This is a genomic window from Bifidobacterium hapali, from assembly GCF_002259755.1.
GTDB classification, from domain to species: Bacteria; Actinomycetota; Actinomycetes; order Actinomycetales; family Bifidobacteriaceae; genus Bifidobacterium; species Bifidobacterium hapali.
This window is the reverse complement of the sequence record NZ_MWWY01000005.1, coordinates 207,667-225,032: the sequence shown is the minus strand read 5'-3', so window position 1 is coordinate 225,032 and position 17,366 is coordinate 207,667. Positions and strand designations below refer to the sequence as shown.

General features: G+C 55.0%; 13 protein-coding genes, 1 pseudogene and 1 riboswitch. Of the genes and pseudogenes, 8 read left to right on the top strand and 6 right to left on the bottom strand.

Translation table 11 applies throughout. From position 1 onward, the window contains the following. Window positions 1–48: 48 nt before the first annotated feature. Window positions 49–1,185 (bottom strand): glycerate kinase, encoded by a 1,137-nt coding sequence (locus tag BHAP_RS01560; protein ID WP_094728936.1) that lies wholly within the window; start codon window positions 1,183–1,185, stop codon window positions 49–51. Window positions 1,186–1,516: 331 nt separating this feature from the next. Here BHAP_RS01560 and BHAP_RS01555 point away from each other — a divergent pair, with 331 nt between their 5' ends. Beyond that, the gene (locus BHAP_RS01555; RefSeq protein WP_094728934.1) at window positions 1,517–2,635 is read left to right on the top strand and encodes a LacI family DNA-binding transcriptional regulator; all 1,119 of its coding nucleotides are present in this window, start codon (window positions 1,517–1,519) and stop codon (window positions 2,633–2,635) included. Window positions 2,636–2,793: 158 nt separating this feature from the next. Here BHAP_RS01555 and BHAP_RS01550 read toward each other — a convergent pair whose 3' ends face one another. Further along, window positions 2,794–3,744 (bottom strand): AraC family transcriptional regulator, encoded by a 951-nt coding sequence (locus BHAP_RS01550; RefSeq protein WP_094728932.1) that lies wholly within the window; start codon window positions 3,742–3,744, stop codon window positions 2,794–2,796. A gap of 232 nt (window positions 3,745–3,976) precedes the next feature. On the opposite strand from BHAP_RS01550, the gene BHAP_RS11585 reads away from it, so the two are divergent. The 4 genes from BHAP_RS11585 to BHAP_RS01535 all read left to right on the top strand — a co-directional run bounded on the left by BHAP_RS11585 (window position 3,977) and on the right by BHAP_RS01535 (window position 7,125). After that, window positions 3,977–4,147, top strand: coding sequence for a hypothetical protein (locus tag BHAP_RS11585; protein WP_158216402.1), 171 nt, complete (start codon window positions 3,977–3,979; stop codon window positions 4,145–4,147). 190 nt (window positions 4,148–4,337) lie between these two features. Next, window positions 4,338–4,898 carry a TetR/AcrR family transcriptional regulator gene (locus BHAP_RS01545; protein ID WP_244569231.1) on the top strand — a complete coding sequence of 187 codons (561 nt, stop codon included), beginning with the start codon at window positions 4,338–4,340 and terminating at the stop codon, window positions 4,896–4,898. A gap of 259 nt (window positions 4,899–5,157) precedes the next feature. Next, window positions 5,158–6,102: a hydroxyacid dehydrogenase gene (locus tag BHAP_RS01540; protein WP_158216401.1), complete on the top strand. Its 945-nt coding sequence runs from the start codon at window positions 5,158–5,160 to the stop codon at window positions 6,100–6,102. A 414-nt stretch (window positions 6,103–6,516) separates the two neighbouring features. Then, window positions 6,517–7,125, top strand: coding sequence for a sugar O-acetyltransferase (locus tag BHAP_RS01535; protein WP_094728926.1), 609 nt, complete (start codon window positions 6,517–6,519; stop codon window positions 7,123–7,125). Window positions 7,126–7,354: 229 nt separating this feature from the next. On the opposite strand, the gene BHAP_RS01530 is transcribed toward BHAP_RS01535, so the two are convergent. Beyond that, complete coding sequence (locus tag BHAP_RS01530) at window positions 7,355–8,683, bottom strand: YhgE/Pip domain-containing protein (RefSeq protein ID WP_094728924.1); 1,329 nt, start codon at window positions 8,681–8,683, stop codon at window positions 7,355–7,357. A 171-nt stretch (window positions 8,684–8,854) separates the two neighbouring features. Between BHAP_RS01530 and BHAP_RS01525 the strand changes: the two genes are divergently transcribed. Further along, the gene (locus BHAP_RS01525; protein ID WP_094728922.1) at window positions 8,855–9,454 is read left to right on the top strand and encodes a TetR/AcrR family transcriptional regulator; all 600 of its coding nucleotides are present in this window, start codon (window positions 8,855–8,857) and stop codon (window positions 9,452–9,454) included. A 141-nt stretch (window positions 9,455–9,595) separates the two neighbouring features. Here the strand turns inward: BHAP_RS01525 and BHAP_RS01520 are convergent, their stop codons facing one another. Together BHAP_RS01520 and BHAP_RS01515 are read right to left on the bottom strand one after the other, a co-directional pair. Beyond that, on the bottom strand, window positions 9,596–12,358 hold the full coding sequence (locus tag BHAP_RS01520; protein ID WP_094728920.1) for an ABC transporter permease: 2,763 nt from the start codon (window positions 12,356–12,358) through the stop codon (window positions 9,596–9,598). 13 nt (window positions 12,359–12,371) lie between these two features. Next, window positions 12,372–13,073 (bottom strand): ABC transporter ATP-binding protein, encoded by a 702-nt coding sequence (locus BHAP_RS01515; protein WP_094728918.1) that lies wholly within the window; start codon window positions 13,071–13,073, stop codon window positions 12,372–12,374. Between the two features lie 161 nt (window positions 13,074–13,234). Here BHAP_RS01515 and BHAP_RS01510 point away from each other — a divergent pair, with 161 nt between their 5' ends. Then, window positions 13,235–13,900 carry a TetR/AcrR family transcriptional regulator gene (locus BHAP_RS01510; protein WP_094728916.1) on the top strand — a complete coding sequence of 222 codons (666 nt, stop codon included), beginning with the start codon at window positions 13,235–13,237 and terminating at the stop codon, window positions 13,898–13,900. A 124-nt stretch (window positions 13,901–14,024) separates the two neighbouring features. Continuing rightward, window positions 14,025–15,392, top strand: coding sequence for an ATP-binding protein (locus tag BHAP_RS01505; RefSeq protein WP_158216400.1), 1,368 nt, complete (start codon window positions 14,025–14,027; stop codon window positions 15,390–15,392). Between the two features lie 199 nt (window positions 15,393–15,591). On the opposite strand, the pseudogene BHAP_RS01500 reads toward BHAP_RS01505, so the two are convergent. Next, a pseudogene (locus BHAP_RS01500) lies at window positions 15,592–16,580 on the bottom strand (3-hydroxyacyl-CoA dehydrogenase family protein). Window positions 16,581–16,983: 403 nt separating this feature from the next. Continuing rightward, a riboswitch (FMN riboswitch) is annotated at window positions 16,984–17,110 on the top strand. The last annotated feature ends 256 nt before the right edge of the window (window positions 17,111–17,366 follow it).

The following is a 17,366-nucleotide window of genomic DNA, read 5'->3' as shown; positions in this document are numbered from 1 at the left end:
AGTCGGACTACCTATCTGCTGAATTGGATGAACAGCAATTCGACCAATTCAGCAACACACGTTCAGCAAGCGTGTGACTTGCTCTGCGGTACGTTCGACGTTGGCAGATGCGTTGCGCAGTAGGTCGGGCAAGCTAGCTGCACCGGGAGCGATGCCGAATACTGCATCGATGCCGCAGTCATACAGTTCGCCGATGCCTTCGCCGATATGTCCAGCAATTGCTACGACTGGTTTGCCGTAGTGTTTGGCAGTTTTAGCAACGCCGGCTGGAGTCTTGCCAAACTTGGTTTGGAAGTCAATTGATCCTTCACCCGTGAAGACTACATCTGCCCATTGCGTCGCTTCGTTCAGTCCTGATCGTTCGATGACTAAATCAATGCCGGGCTTGAACTCGGCGTGTAGGAATGCAAGTAATGTTGCACCAATACCGCCGGCAGCGCCTCCACCTTGACGATTCGCGAGCGTTATGCCGAGCTGACGTTCGGCAACAGCAGCGAAATGAGCGAGCGCATGGTCGAGTACGGCAACATCTTCGGCGCACGCGCCTTTCTGCGGGCCGAATACGGCGCTTGCACCACTTGGACCAGTCAGAGGATTGGTCACATCGCAAGCGGCGATGATGGTCACTGCGGCAAGTCTCGGGTCGAGATTATTCGTGTCAATGTGAGCCAAATCAGTCAAGGCCGCGCCGCCATGAGCTAATTCACGGTTATTTGCGTCAAGTAGTCGCACACCGAGAGCTTCAAGAATACCAGCGCCTGCATCATTGGTTGCGCTGCCGCCAAGACCGACGATAATCGTCGTGGCTCCAGCATCAAGAGCAGCTTCGATAAGCTCGCCAGTGCCGTATGAACTGGTAATGCGCGGATTGCGTTCCTCGCGACTCAGCAAGCCCAGTCCACTTGCTGCAGCAGTCTCTACAACAGCAGTCACGCCGTCGCCGAGCATAGCATAACAAGTCGTGATTGATCGGCCGAGCGGATCATGTGCTGTGACCGTGTGCATCGTGCCGCCTGTTGCATCAGCCAATGCTTGCGCGGTACCTTCACCGCCGTCAGCCATCGGTAGCAATCGAATCTCAGCATCCGGCTGAGCCTGTCGTATCCCCCGCGCCATCGCCTGTGCCGCTTGCATGGCGGTCAGGCTCTCCTTAAAGGAGTCAGGGGCGCATACATATCGCGTCATGTCTACCAGCCTACCGCACGACACGCCGAAATGGAAAGCGCTTACCGTCTGAGATAGAGAGTGAGAGAAAAGAGGTAAATTACGCGAAGCTTCGCTCAGCATTTGCATATCATTCACTGAAATGAGCCCATGGAATGAGTCCCACTACACTGCGACAAAAATTCACATGCACCGTTTTAATTTTCACGCAAATCACCAATGCCAACTGGCAACCCACATAATTCGTTAATCTCACCTATGTACGAAGCACCCGCAAGTACTTCATCGCAACACGCTATACTGGAAAACGCTTAAGATAGTTTTTCCAAGAAGTGCAGGATAAGTAGAAAACGTGGCAGAGCAGAACGACAAGTCAGTCTCCCCCGCAACTTTAATGGACGTTGCCAAAAAAGCCGGCGTATCCATTGCCACTGCGTCTCGCGCGCTCAACGGTAGCGCACGCAAAGTACGCAACGATTCATACGTCAAGGTCATGGAAGCCGCCAAAAAACTCAACTACCGACCGAACGCGTATGCTCAAGCGGTAGCCAAAGGCGCAGCACCAAGCATTGTGTTGCTTGTCTCCGACATTTCCGACCCGTACTTCGCGTCCGTCTCGCAAGGCGTGGTAAAAGCAGCCGGGGAACACGGCATTGCAGTAACTATCGGAGTTGCGGCGGGGCCCAAAGAAGAACTCGAAGCCGTATGCAAGGCAACTGCCACTCGACCACGCGGCATCATCATTTCAGAAAGTGAATATATTGACGCGCCGGAACGAACCGCTCTTGAAGCGGAGTTGCGTCAATACGAAGCTGCGGGCGGGCGAGCAGTGTTTATTCTCAACCGCAACCTGCCATTTCCTGCCGTAGACGTTGCTAATGAAGTTGGTGCTCGCGCGATCGCCAAGTTGGTAGTGGATTCAGGATACCGGCGTCCTGCGATTCTCAAGGGGGATGACAATCATCGTTCGTCGCGCGAACGTTTAGGTGGAGTGACGGATGCGCTGAACAAGGCAGGCATTGCCGTTGACCCGCGTGCGATTGTCAATGGTCGGTTCAGTCGGACAGAAGGATATGCGGCGGTAATGCAAATGGCACGATCCGGACTGCTGATAGCTGGCGCTGGTGCCGCCTACGACGGAGCTGGCGTGGATTCGATTATTGCGCTGAACGATGTGATGGCAATTGGAGCAATGACCGCTTTGCGCGCCAATGACATTGAACCCGGGACACAAATTGGCGTAACTGGCTTCGGTGATATCCCTTACTCAGTTGACGTGCATCCTTCGCTGACAACCGTTCATTTGCCGCTCACCGAAATGGGACAGGCGGCAGTTGACTGTGTGCTCACCGAACGGGACGATGCTGGTACGAACGGCACGACAGTCAGCGCACAGCAATCAGCTAACCGGCTCATTTTCGTGCAAAGCACACCTGATATCGTCCTGCGCGAATCGCTGCCGCATCGATAATCATTCGCAGTATCAGTGAGAAAACCGCCGCCATTGATGTGAGTGGCGGTTTTCGCTCGCTTAGACTGTCGTCAGTGAGAGAAAACCGCCACTCACAGAAACGCGTGGCAGAAATCGCTCGCTGAACGGCGCCTCAGCGAGCGATTTCTGCCACGCTCTTATAGTCCGTTATTGCGCTGCCGTTCTCGATACATACCCGGCGTGACACCCATCCGCGCACGAAACACACTAATAAAGTAACTTGCCGATGCAAATCCGCATGCACGTGCGATCTGCGCAATTGCCCCATCTGTTTGACTCAGCAATCGTTTCGCTTCTTCAATCCGACGCTCAGTCAAATATTCATTCGGCGTGTGTCCAACATATTGCCGGAACAACAAGCAGCATTGCGTACGACTGACATTGCCAGCCACCGCAATATCTTCTACACTGAGCGGCTCAGCAAACCGCTGTTGAATAAGTCCAGTCATATTCAACACGTCGATACGATGATGCTGTTCAATGGACACATCTGCATCAGCCGCCGTGGACAACTGGAACCGACCCAGCACCGCATTGAGCAGACTAACCGCTGTAGCAACTGCCGGAAGTGGATTGATGACTTGAGCAGATGATGATTGCGAAACTCGATCGAGTCGTTCGCCATGCAGTTGTATCACCAACTGATCAATGCTCTTCAGAATCTCTTGCTGCCACAAAACATCAGGAGACAGTCTCAGACAATCATCCATATGCTGGTCAAACGCACGATCACAGCGCGCTGCAATATCAGATGTGAGCCGCTCAATCAGCGCCGGACTAATTACTGCACAAGTAAACCAGCATTCGTGCCGCTGCGGTGAGAAACCATAATGCAATCGACTTGAGTTGACTACTAATCCTTCGCCAACATGAAGTTCATGCACCACGCCGTTGACGAAGTACTGCATTGCACCACTGATCACGTGTACAAACTCCAAGTCACGATGCCAGTGGCAGGCGCAACGATAATCAGCGTACGAACTCAACGGATCACGAAACGCATAAATCGGCAGTTCGGGGATATTGTATGGCACACGCTCCGAAAGATCAGATAGCACAATAGGACGTTTGACAGCCCGTTCTGACATAAGCAGACGACCTTTCTGACGCTAAACCGTATAACTGGTTACAATGTCATTCTGTACGATATTGATATTATCGCGATCATACCTGCTATCGATAGCGGCTATTTCAGGAGCATATAATCATATGATTTATTAGAAGTTCCAGTCGAAAACTCAGAACAGAACATACGATAATTAATGCAATAACGTCTGAATGATTTCATCATCAGATACGTAAGTTCAAGGAGGAACGATCATGCTGAGTTTCTACAATATCGCAATACGAGCAGCCGCCGTATTGAACAACGTGCTCGACCAATATTTCACCATATGTCGCAATTGGATGGCCGAACAGCTATCGCATGCAGACAACGATGCTGGATGGTTCGCCATGTGGTATCCGACGTCCGTGAATGACATGGCGTGAGCAGCACACATTCGCCCGAAGGATGCTGAACGATTGCGCATTGAGTAGGATGCGAGCTACCAGTTTGCCAAAGTAACCAGCAACCAGCAACCAGTAACCAGCAACCAGTAACCAGCAACCAGTAACCAGTAACCAGTAACCAGTAACCGCGATGGTACGATCGTACACTTCGACATGTATGGTCAATGTCATGGACGATATCATCAGACAGCCACGCCGCATTGATCCCAACCGCAGACAACGCATTATTGACGCTTGTCTTGACGTGATCGCCGAACGCGGCGTGGCTGGTGCATCCCATCGCGTGATTGCAGCCGCAGCCGATGTTCCGCTCGGTTCGATGACCTATTATTTCACCGGATTAGGCGATTTACTTCATCAAGCATTCGACCAATACGCACAACAATGTATTGACCGTTTTGCCGAGCGTATGGCCCACGCGACAACTGCGGATGAGGCATGCGATGCGATCGTCGAACACATCACGGGAAACGATTTACTCAGTTCACAACGTGATCTCAATATTAATCTCGAATTTTATACGCTTGCCGCACGTAACCATGATTATCGTGACATCTCCGAGCGGTGGATGGCGGCTAGTCGCGCGCAAATTGAGCGGTATTTCGATGCGAGAACGGCGATGCTGCTCGACGCAATGATCGAGGGTGTTACTTTACATCGCGCGCTTGGCGGCGTGCCTAGTGATCTGGCGGTTGTTCGCGACGGTATTCGACGCATTGCTCAAGTGTAATCTGTAGATATTGGCGTTCGCTAGTAACGATAGCCGCGAAGAACACAGTGCAATGCGTAAGAGTCGATCGGTAAGGGTTTACCATAACACGCGAATGTTCATCTAGCTTATTATACAAATAAATATTTTCTACGAAATCATAATATAGTATTCGCCGTATGGAAACCGTTTTCCAAAGAAGGAATACCACCGTCATGACTGCATCCAAACCAAACACGTCATTCTCACTATGCGTCCACCGGAACTCGTGGACAAACTAATGAACGCCGAACAGTGGGAACGACTCAACACCATCGCCAATGTTGATCGCAACGTTATCACCGACTTCCACGCAGATGGCGTTGACGAGCAGATTGCACAAGCTGACTACATCTTCTCCGGTTGGGGTCCAGACGCGCGCATTGACGCTGATGCACTTGCCAAGATGCCGAATATTAAGGGCATCGCAGCGGCCGCTGGCAACACATGGCGTCTGCTCACACCTGAAGCTCTGGACGCTGTTAAAACACGCGGCATTCTCATGTCTAACTCTGGCTATGTTAACGGTATTCCGGTTGCCGAATACTGCATGGCGATGATTCTCATGGCCAACAAAGACTTCTTCCGCGCCGAACGCATCTATCGCGAACGCCGCGAATACATTAACCGTGAAGTTGAATTCCCGACCGCCGGCAACTATCACAAGACTGTTGGCTTGGTGACTGCATCTGCACGTATTGGTCGTCATTTGCTGGGACTGCTCAAATCATACCGTATGCGCGTACTTGCTGAATCACGTTCGATGGACGCCGAGGAAACAGCATCTTATGGTGCAACCAAGGTTAATCTAGACACGCTATTCCGTGAGTCTGATGTGATTTCTGTACACACGCCAAGCTTGCCAGCCACGCAGGGCATGATCGGTGAAAAGTACTTCAAGATGATGAAGGATGGCGCGTGGTTCATCAACTCTGCTCGCGGCGCTGTTGTAGATGCTGATGCGATGATCGCAGAGCTCAAGACCGGCCGCATCAATGCGATTCTCGACGTAACTGATCCAGATGAGCCGCTGTCTGCTGATTCGCCACTATGGGATATGCCAAACGTGATTCTTACCCCGCATATCGCTGGCTCTGAAGGCACCGAGTTGCAAGGCATGGGCGAGAACGTGGTCAATGAGCTCACTCACATGATCAAGGGCGAGCCACTCGATTTCGGCGAGTAAACGCTGCAATTAGCTCAAGCCGACTGGCTTGTTGCCGTTAAGCAAACAGCATCTTATAGCAGCTCCCCTTGTCAGGGGAGCTGTCGAGCGAAAACGACTGAGGGGTAGTCGACACTCTTGTGAACGCTCCAAAGACATGACTACCCCTCAGTCAGCTACGCTGACAACTCATCCTGCAATTACAGACGCGCTTCACGCGCAGCTTATTGGTTCGCCTGCCGGCTCACATATTGCCCACAAACAGCTCTGCTGTTTGTTCCACGGTAACATCCCGGCAACGGGAGCCATTTTCTAACTAGGAGGTCATTAATTCACTAACGAATTATTGACACAGAATACAAAACATACCGCTATACTTGATGGTAACGCAAACATAGTTGCAAACACTAGCATTCGGCGCTAAAGGAGACCATCATGGATAACGCGAAGCGGCGTACTGAACAACTGCCCTATCATTATGACGACCCATCCATCATGGGCGGCCAGCTCGAATATCAAGAAAAACTGTGGGAGTTCAACCGCACACATCCCACCGACGCAGACGGCAAGCAAAAACTCCTCAAGGAGATGTTCGCCGAGATCGGCGACGGTTGCCATGTTGAAACTCCAGCCCATGCAAACTGGGGATTCCATCATGTGCACATGGGCAAAGGAGTCTATTGCAACGTAAACTTCACATGCGTAGATGACGCAGACATCACCATCGGTGACTGGTGCATGTTCGGGCCGAACGTGGTCATCGCGACGGCCGGGCATCCTGTGCTACCAGTACTGCGCGAACATCATTATGTGTACTGTATTCCAGTAACGATCGGCCGCAACGTGTGGGTTGGCGCAAACGTAACGATTCTGCCGGGAGTTACGATCGGCGATAACTGCGTGATCGGCGCAGGATCGGTTGTCACCCACGATATTCCAGCGAATACAGTGGCATACGGCGCGCCCTGTCAAGTGGTCCGACCCATCGGAGATAAGGATCGCGAGTACTACTTCAAGCAGCGCAAACTTGACGTGTGGGAGTGACGCCTGAAAACAGCCGAGCAGAACGCGCAGACTCCCATCTCACATAAAGACCGGCCATTAATCTGGGCCAACCCCATGTGCGTGGCGGATATTGCTCGCTGAGACACCGCTCAGCGAGCAATATCCGCCACGCATCAACCGTCGGAGCAGCATAAAGCTCCCATAACCTCCAGTAACCTCTGATCGCTTCTTCGCAAGCAGCGATCAGAGGTTACTCAATCAACCGATACTAGCGGCTGTTGCGTTTGCCGAGCGGCGCAACACCTTCGAGAACAAAGACCAACAGGCCGACGCATATGACCACCATCAATGGCTCCGATGCAACGTTCCACCATCCGTCGCCGCTGTACAATACCGCGCGCACGCCATCGCCGATGTAGCGTTGCGGCACCCAGCCATACACCCAATCGCGCCAGAATCCGGGCAACAGCTCGTAGGGGAACAAGCCGCTGGTCATGCCAAGTCCCAATCCAAGAACACCGCACAGCACACCAAAAGGCAGCGCAATGTTCATCAGGGACAACAGCACCGCCATGATAGAGAAGCTGGCAAGCCACAGGAATCCAATCATCGCCACCGGCGGCCAGCCGGAGCCAAGCATGGCGAAAATGCAGCATGCACCAAGTGCAACACATAGCGACCAGCCCAGTGCAGCAACCAGTTGTGCACCGAATGCCCCCCAACGCTGCGACTTGGAATCGTACTGCTTGCGACCCAACTGCGACACGATGAGCACGGATACGATCATGGACATCATGTACGTAGGCATGATGAGCACGTTCTGCCCCATCATCGCCGCTGTGGGCAGACTGCTGTTGGACTTGACATCACCGGCGTTGATCGTCTTGACATCCACCTTCGCACCGCTCTGGGAAAGCATGGCCGGCACGCTCTGCTTGAGCAGGCTGGCGACAAGTGGGCTCTTCGAGTTGTCGATAGTGAGGGTGATGACCGGGGCGTTCTCGTCGTCGGACGAAGCAGACGTGGAGCCTGAAACGCCGGCCGCATCGCCAGACTGTGCGGCGATAGCCTTCTGCATAGCAGTCTGCACATACTGCTGCGCCACTGCCCCGGTAAGCCCCTGCGCTGCCGCTTCAGCCTGCGCCTTGGCTAAGGTCTGTGCAAGCGCTGTGGCGGACTCGATCTGAGCCTTGGCAGCCGCCTGTTTTACAGCCATCTGCTTGGCGGTGAAGTCCTTAGAGATGGTGATTGCCGCATAATACTCATGGTCGGCGAAGCCCTTGTCAAGATCGCCCTGCGAAGCGACCTCGGTCCAGACCATCGGTTGTTCGTCGGCACTGTCAGACGACGAATTATCAGACGAAACATCCGACGACGCTCCGGTTAGTTTCTTGACCATTGTGTCACCGACATTGACGTCCCCTTGAGCGGTGGATGCGCCTTCGTCTAACGACAGGATTGCGACAGGCAGCTGGCGAACCTGCGCATTCATCATCGGGTAGAATATGAGCGCCATCAAGCAGGAGATGGCGATAATTACCACTAATGGCAGAGCATATTTCGCATGTTTTCTCAATATATTCAACATATTCATCATGGGTTCCTCTCATTTGCGAATTCATATCGAATCCGCCCAAACGATGAGAATACCCAACACATTGTGGAATATAAATCCCCATAATTCGATATGCTGTTGAGTTAGAGGCGTACCGTGACGACAGCCGATACGGGGCATCCCACACGGCAAGCACAGCAAGGAGGACCAAACATGGGACGACCAAAAGCAGACGAGCAAAGTGCACCCGAAAAAATGCAACGCGCATTCTGGATGCTGCTCGAAGCCAAGCCATATGCGCAAATCACCATCAGCGATATCACGCGCGCGAGCGGGCTCAATCGCAGCGCATTTTACTATCACTACACATCCATTCCAGAACTGGCCGACGATGCCATCGCCGCACTGTATGCGCAGTCAAATGTCGCCTCTTTCATCGTCCATCTCATCCAGCAGCCGAACGACACAGAAGCCATCAGCGACTACGGAAAACGCATCGACGACCCCGTGTATCGCTCGTGTATTCGCAAAATCATGCTGATCGCAGGCTCACACGGTTCAGCAGCGTTAGTGCGACAGCTCAAGGATTTCGTCATCGACATCTGGCTGTCCTCGATCAATGTCAAACGGGAATCACTCTCTCCAGAGCAACGCATCACCGCAGAATTTGCCGCCAGCGGCATTCTCGGCATGTTCAATGTGACACAAGGCATGCTCGAGCACACGGAGTTCAACCCGGATTGGATTACTCAATCTCCCGTGCCACGAACAGTATCCCAACTCGTTCACTCGCTGCAAATACAGCCCAAGTAACTACGGATACGATCTTCCAACAACGCGACGAAGGCTCCCCGTAGGGAGCCTTGACAATAGCAGTAGCGTTACAGTGACGGCGTCACTGCAATTGTGTCGTCATCACACCATCCATCCGTCACCGCCAACCCACGCCCAACATCACTCGGGGCTCTTCAGCGCACCAACCATGTCGATACGATCGAGCGACTTGTTCGTCGACTGTTCCACAATCACCGTGAATCCGAATGCCAGCAATGCAGCAAGTACATAGCAGTACCACGCCACATGCGGCACGATGCTCATACCGGGCAGATTCAACTGGCTCAACAGGAACCCGAGCAAGCCGCGACCGCACGGCAGGCCGATGACAATGCCAATACCGGCCAGCAGTAGCATCTCCTTGTTCACGTAACCGTGCACTTCACCACGCCGGAAGCCCAGCACCTTGATCGTAGCCAGCTCGCGCTCCCGTTCCGAAATGTTCGTGGATGCGAGCGTATAGAGCACTACCACCGCGAGAATCGCCGCCATGACCACGATGAAGCCGATCATCACGAAGAAGATGAGGAAGCTCTTGCCGAAATCACGCGTCTGCTTGGCGGTGCTCATCACCGTCAGGTATTCGTCCTGTTCAGCCAGACTGTCAGCGAACGCGATCTGCGCATCATCGTCGCCCTTCACCTTGATGAGGTCGGCGTTGAGCGTCAGATCCGTATCATCACTCACGTCAAACGCCGCACGGTAGGCTGCCTCGGACATGACCACGATATTGCCCGTGTAATACTGAGCCACGCCGGTGACTTTCACCGTAGCGGTGTCCATCATCGCATCGGCGAGCTTAACGGTACTGCCGGCAGTCAGACCAAAAGTTTTGGCGGCGTTGGCTGTGACGATTGCCGCCGCCTCACTGCTACTGTCATCCAACGCAATGGCTTGACCGTCCGCAGTATGCAGATCAAGATAGCTGTCAAGCGATTCACCGTTCGGAATGACCATGAACTGCACGGTCAGCTTGCCATCTTCAGTGGATTCGCCATCACCAGCATCATCATTCGCGCTATTCCCAGTGTTATTCCCAGTATCCGCAGACAACGTCGCGCTCTGCACATACAACGGCAGCGAGGATTCCACTGCATCATCGTTATCCAACGATTGCTGAGCCGCGTCATGATCAGTCGGCTTGGTCACGGCCATCACATCGTAAGTGGCGATTTCACTGAACTGTCGTGGCATCATCGTCATTGCGGAGGATGCCATACCGAAACCGGCGGTCATCAGCGCAGTACATCCGAGCACGCCGATAATCACCATGAGTGCACGGGACTTGTATCGGAACAGGTTGCGCGCAGTCACCTTGCCGAGGAAGCTCAGATGATTCCAGACAAACCCGATGCGCTGCAGAACGATGGTTTTGCCAGCTTTCGGCGCTTTCGGACGGAGCAATTCGGCCGGCTGAAGCCGCAAAGAACCAGCACACACAGCCATCGCACTGCCGCAGATGAGCACAAGGAACAGCAGGATGCCACCGATGCCGATACGCCAGTCAATGATGAGCGGGTACGTGGGAATCACGTACAGAATATGCAACATGCGTTTGGTGAACACAAACGGCAGACCAGCCAGTCCGATCAGATCGCCGATCACACCACCTGCGAGCACTGCCGAAGCCGAGTAGATGAGATACTTGAGCATCGTTTCGCCGCGCGTGTAGCCGAGTGCCTTGTATGTGCCGATAAGCTGGCGATCCTCTTCCACCATGCGGGCCACAGCGGTCAAACTGACGAGAATCGCGATGACGAGGAACAGAATCGGGAACAGCTTGCCGAGGCGGGAGATCATCTCGCCTTCGGTCTTGACGTCCTCATAACTAGTCAGGGCACTGCGGTCGCGAATGATCCATGTGGCGTCCGGCAGCGCGTCAAGCTTTGATTCCAGCTGCGATTGCGCGTCGGCAATTTTCTGTTCGGCAGCGGTTTTCATCGGATTGCCGTCAGGCAGGGCCACAATAGCTTGCTTCTGCTCGTTAAGTTTGCTTTCGATCGGTTCACGAATGGCGTCCTTGATAGCGTCGGTGCGAGCTTGTTCACGGGACGACTGGATTTTCTCGATATTCGACTGTGTCTGCGTTACGTTCGTCAGATAATCATTACCGTACGTGTTGAGTTCCGCTGCACCATCCACGCTGATCAGCGCAGACGTGTACGGCGCGTCCGTCTTGTCCACAGCCTCAGGCGCGACGAACAATGGATAGACGGTTTTCGAGCCGGAGATCAATGCCATCGGACCGGACGGGTTGACGATATCGTTCGGATCGATGACGGTGCCGACTATGGTGTACTCGCCGGTCGCAAACGTGCCAGAATCGTCGGACGAACCGCCTGCGTTGGCAATCAATTGCGTCACGGACGTGGAGTCGTCCAGCGTGAACGTGAGAGTATCACCCAACGCCTTGCCGCTGTCGGTCAAATACTGCTCGGTGACGGCGATCTCATGCGCCTTCTCCGGCAGACGGCCATCGGTCAGATACGGCTGGTCGAGACCCTGATCGTTCAGCGCGGTCACCGTGGCGGACGCCTGCTTGCCATCGATTCGGGTGTATGCACTGGCCGACCACTGACCGGCGACCGCCCCCACGCCATTCACGCTAGACAGGGCCTTGATATCGTCATCATCGAAACCGAACGTGGAGACGATGCTCAAGTCGTGCATGTCGGTCTTGTCAAAGAAACCGTCGAGGCCACCGCGCAAATCGTTGCTGATAGACGAAAGCGCACCCATCATCATCACACCGACCGCGACAATGACTGCTATTGCCGCAAATCGCTTGCCGTTGGAGGCGACGGCCCGCCAGGCGTCCTTGTAGAGCGCGGTGCGTTTCACTCGCGTTTGACGCACGGTGCGGCGCTGTTGTGCATGTGCCATAGCGTTCACCCCTTTACCATTCGATGTCCGCGATGGGCGTGGGGTTAGCGTTCGTCGTGATTTCGGTGACTTTGCCGGAGCGGAAGCGAATCAGACGGTCACCCATCGGCGCAAGCGCGGAGTTGTGCGTGACGAGGGCCACAGTGATGCCACGATCACGGCACGCATCCTGCAGAAGCTGGAGGATTTGTTTGCCGGTATTGTAATCGAGCGCGCCGGTCGGCTCATCGCACAACAGCAGCTTTGGGTTTTTAGCCAAGGCGCGGGCGATGGCGACGCGCTGCTGCTCGCCGCCGGACAATTGCGCCGGGAAATTACCGAGTCGATCGCCAAGGCCGACTTTCTCCAAGGTCTCGCGGGCATCGAGCGCGTCGGGGCAGATCTGCGAGGCAAGTTCGACGTTTTCTAAGGCAGTGAGGTTGGGCACGAGATTGTAGAACTGGAAGACGAACCCGACGTCGAATCGGCGGTAGTCGGTGAGTTCCGCCTCACTGGCCTTAACGATGTCCTTGCCGTCGATGGTAACGGTGCCCGAAGTCGCGCGGTCCATCCCGCCGAGAATGTTGAGTGTGGTGGATTTGCCGGCGCCGGATGCGCCGAGGATGACGGCGAGCTCGCCTTGTTCGATGTCGAAGGTGGCGTGGTTGAGCGCCAGCACGGCCGATTCTCCGCTGCCGTATTGGCGCACGACGTCATGGAATTCTAGGAATGACATGGTGATTGGTTCCTCTCGTTAATCACTCGACACTATGTCGTCGGATAACAAGATAATGAATCCAACATCAATCATCAATCAACAATTTCGGCGAACCTATCGAGTGATTCGCAACGAATACAGCGAGCACCGCCAATCAGCGTTCACCAAGGAGTTCAATCATGGCCAAGAAAAATCCGGAACAGACTGGGCAAACCATCCGCAATATCAAGGAGGCGTTCTGGAAGCTCTATGAGGAGAAGCCCATCGAGAAGATCAGCGTTAAGCAGATCACCGACCTGGCAGGCTACAACCGGGCCACGTTCTACCTGTACTTCTCCTCGGTGCGCGACGTGCGCGACCAGATCGTGGACGACCTCATCGCCCAGCGCGACGCGATGCTCAACGAATCGATGCGCGACGGCAAACTTGCCATCACCCCCGAACTGACGGATGTGCCCATGACGTTGTTCCGCTACGGCAAGGTGCTGCTCGGCCCGCATGGCGACCCGAAGTTCGTGGAGCGCGCCGAGGAGAGCGTCTGGCCGTACATCCAGCCGATCCTCTTCCCGGATACACCGGACATCGATGACATAAGCGACCCGCAGGAGCGCCGGCGGCTGGAACTGCTCAAGCGTTTCTACCTCTCAGGCATCCTCGGCCTGTTCCGCGCGGCGCTCAACAATCCCGACCTCATCAATCCCACCGAAATTGGCCGGTTCATGTCCGAGGAGCTTCTCCCCCGCATCGTGCCGCAGGACGCGAGCACTGATACTGGCGCCGGTACTGGCGCTGGCGAAAGCCAGACATCCAAGCCCAACGAGCGCGCCGAAAGCACCCGCGCATAACCGGAGCGAAAAGACCAGACCTAATCTTCACTTTCCACAAGAGAAGATTTGCATCAATCTTCATCTCTGGCGAGTGAAGATAGGATATAATCTTTACTGTCAGCAAGTGAAGATGGAGAGCATTATGTCGTTGTCATCGCTTATCGCCGAGTATCTCGACTTTCGCGTCCCCGAATACATTGCACGCGACAGCGCGGTCATCGAGGTTCCCGAACCGGCACGCAACAATGTAATCTACACCATTACGGGCGTACGTCGGTGCGGCAAAACCTACGCCATGTACCAGCTCATGGACCGGCTTATCGCCGCTGGAGTTCCGCGTACAAAGCTGTTCCACTTTTCATTCGACGACGAACGCATCATGCCGTTCACTGACCATACGCTCGCCGACCTTCTCAATACCTACTACCGTATGGTGCCTGACGCTTTGGATGGCTGCTATCTTCTTTTCGACGAGATTCAAGAGGCTCCATATTGGACGAACTTCATCCGACGCGTAGCCGAACAGCATAACGTCACCATCGTGCTCACCGGCTCCTCATCGAAGCTGCTGTCCTCGGACATCCCCACGAATCTTCGGGGGCGCTCACTGTCAAGGGAAATGTGGCCTTTGAGCTTCAGGGAATACTGCCTATTCCATGACATTTCCACAACGAGCGTCGCCGGCGAATACCCAGCGAACATGCGGAGGCCGTTGCAGTCCGCATGCAACAGCTATCTCAACACCGGAGGATTCCCTGCAGTACAGCGCATGGGCACGCTCGATCGCATGCGCATGCTGCAAGGGTACGCGGATGAGATCGTCACCAAGGATATTCTGGAACGATTCGGCACCACATCCCTGAGGGTCGCCACGCGGTTTTCCCGCAATGCGTTACGGTCCACCGGACTCAAATTCTCCGTCAACGCGCAGGTCAAGGCGATGCGAAGCATACAGGTACCCGTCTCCGGCGGCAAACTGTATGATTTGATGGATGATTTCGAAGATGCGCACCTGCTGTTTAAGGTAGGCGACTTCACCCTTTCCATACGGGACAATCCCAAGACCCCGTACAAGGTGTATTCCGTGGACCCCGGACTCTCCCTCGCGGTGGCCCCAGCCAATCATCTCGACCTCGGACAGCGACTGGAGACGGCCGTGTTCGTCGAACTCAAACGACGCTACGGCGACAACAGAACCAATACCATCGCCTCGTATTCAGCCGCTAATTGTCCGGAAGTAGATTTCATCGTCGGGGATGAAGCGACCAGAGAGCCGTATCAGCTGATTCAGGTCGCCGCGCAGACCGGCATCGATCGCACCGTGGTCACCGATTTCGGCGACCGGTCCCTCAGCGACAAGTTCCGCAGTGAAATCGGCAATCTTTCAGCAGCGATGGGCAACACGGGGCTAAATCACGGCACACTCATCTCATTGGACGAGGAAGGCGAGATCGCCGTGCCGGCGGGAACCATCGAGGTGATTCCCGCATGGCGTTGGTTCCTGCGATGAATCCCATCCAGCAATATCATTTAGAGCTTGCGAAAATAGCCAGCGAAGCTGAAAATCTCAGGCATTGGCGTATTCGCGATCAATGGCACGGAGCCCATCCACAGTGGGCTTCACCCGCATGAACCAGTGGTGGAGGAACGATTCCCCTTCAGCTCCGAACGTGGAGGAAAGACTCTGTCAACCGCATCCAATCCCATGCTTACTCCTCTACAGCGGTGTCGTCCTTCAAGGCCTGGAGCAAGGCCGCGTCACGCTGCTCGATAATGCGCTTGCCGGCCTCGCCCTGCCAGGAGAAGAAGCCTCGGCCGGTTTTCGCGTCAAGGTCGCCGGCCTTGACCTTCTCGGCGAGCAGTGGGCTCGGGCCGGTACCGTTGTCCATACGTCGAACAGGTAGATACTGATGTTGTAGAACACGTCAAGGCCACCCAGATCGATGCTGGCGACCGGTCCCACGAGGTTCCAACGCCGTCCGAGGCTGTACTTCATCACGTCATCGACGGTGGCGGCGTCGGCGATGCCCTCCTGGATGATGTGGAACTCCTCGCGCAGCACGGCCATCTGCAATCGGTTGCCGATAAAGCCGAGCGCCTCCTTGTTGAGCTTCGCCGGTTTCTTGCCGATGCGGCGCATCAGCTCGACGATCGTGTCGAGTACCTGCAGGTCGGTGCGTTCACCCGGCACGACTTCGACCAGCGGCATGAGGTGGGCAGGATTCCAGAAATACGCGACCACGAACCGTTCCGGGCGTTCAAGCACGGAAGCGATGGCGGTCGGGCTCAGTCCGGACGTGCTCGTGGCAAAAATCGCGTCCTTGGGCGCGAACTGCTCGATCTCGAGCCAAGCCTCACGCTTGACGTCGAGGTTCTCGGCAATCGCCTCGATGACGAAGTCGGCGTCGGCGACACCCTGTTCGTAGCCGATGACCGGCGTGATGCGCGCGAGCACGTCGTCCACGCTCTCGCCGTCACGTAGCAGGCCGGCGTCCGCGAATGTCCCGGCGTCCGCGCGGATGTTCGTCATCGCGCGGTCCAGTGAGGCTTCGCTGCGCCCGACGAGGTGCGTCGCATACCCGGCGAGCGCGAACTGCAGCGCGATGGCGTGACCCATTGTGCCCGTGCCCACGTTGGCGACAGTCCTGATATCGTCGACGCCCACTGCAGTATTCTTTTCCTGCGTTCCCGTATCCATATTCGATCCAGCTTCCATGCCTTGGCCTCCAATTAAGTGCCGCCCACATCGGCGGCATGTCTTCGTTCCGTCGTCTACCGACCTCCCGTGGCCGGTAGGAAATGTCAGACATCATGATTGCGCACGATGCCTGGCATCGGCGACTCATCGGTTTTCAGCTTAATCGCGTCCGGTCATAGACTCGTCGGATTCGGACTGCATGATCGCACTCATCCAGCCGTGCTCACGTGGGTCTTGTGCGACCGCCACCGGTCTGCGGACACACGGCCGCCAGCAGGAAACAACCACCGATTGTTACAGTCCGTATCCTGAAGCACCCTACACACAAGTACTCCAAGCATCCCGAGATTGTCACGTGTTCATGTCTTACAGGCACTGTACATTGTGGATACGCTAATTAAACAAGCATCTTCAGGGCAGGGTGAAATTCCCGATCGGCGGTACAGTCCGCGAGCCCCACGAGCAATCGAGGAGCTGAACCGGTGCGATTCCGGTACCGACAGTCATAGTCTGGATGGAAGAAGTTGCGGCGGTGAGAATGCCTCCGTATGCAAGCCGGGCGAGGTGTCCCATGCGGTCTATCCGACCGTATGGCGATGCATTTGTCTCTGGCGCGAATACGGATCGGACGGCCTTGCATGCCCCGAATGAACGTACCCTGGAATCCTTTCGGAATCCAGGGTTTTGCGTTTTCCGGGCTGCATAGCGTCGAAACCGTATTCGTCACCGACACGATGCTCTCGGTCGGTGGAATCGCGGATGGCTTTCGCATGCCTTTCCATGAAT

Excerpts from the sequence above, each read along its gene's own strand:
- BHAP_RS01560 (WP_094728936.1), bottom strand. The coding sequence starts at position 1,185 with ATGACGCGATATGTATGCGCCCCTGACTCCTTTAAGGAGAGCCTGACC.
- BHAP_RS01550 (WP_094728932.1), bottom strand. The coding sequence starts at position 3,744 with ATGTCAGAACGGGCTGTCAAACGTCCTATTGTGCTATCTGATCTTTCG.
- BHAP_RS11585 (WP_158216402.1), top strand. The coding sequence starts at position 3,977 with ATGCTGAGTTTCTACAATATCGCAATACGAGCAGCCGCCGTATTGAAC.
- BHAP_RS01545 (WP_244569231.1), top strand. The coding sequence starts at position 4,338 with ATGGACGATATCATCAGACAGCCACGCCGCATTGATCCCAACCGCAGA.
- BHAP_RS01540 (WP_158216401.1), top strand. The coding sequence starts at position 5,158 with ATGAACGCCGAACAGTGGGAACGACTCAACACCATCGCCAATGTTGAT.
- BHAP_RS01535 (WP_094728926.1), top strand. The coding sequence starts at position 6,517 with ATGGATAACGCGAAGCGGCGTACTGAACAACTGCCCTATCATTATGAC.
- BHAP_RS01530 (WP_094728924.1), bottom strand. The coding sequence starts at position 8,683 with ATGATGAATATGTTGAATATATTGAGAAAACATGCGAAATATGCTCTG.
- BHAP_RS01525 (WP_094728922.1), top strand. The coding sequence starts at position 8,855 with ATGGGACGACCAAAAGCAGACGAGCAAAGTGCACCCGAAAAAATGCAA.
- BHAP_RS01520 (WP_094728920.1), bottom strand. The coding sequence starts at position 12,358 with ATGGCACATGCACAACAGCGCCGCACCGTGCGTCAAACGCGAGTGAAA.
- BHAP_RS01515 (WP_094728918.1), bottom strand. The coding sequence starts at position 13,073 with ATGTCATTCCTAGAATTCCATGACGTCGTGCGCCAATACGGCAGCGGA.
- BHAP_RS01510 (WP_094728916.1), top strand. The coding sequence starts at position 13,235 with ATGGCCAAGAAAAATCCGGAACAGACTGGGCAAACCATCCGCAATATC.
- BHAP_RS01505 (WP_158216400.1), top strand. The coding sequence starts at position 14,025 with ATGTCGTTGTCATCGCTTATCGCCGAGTATCTCGACTTTCGCGTCCCC.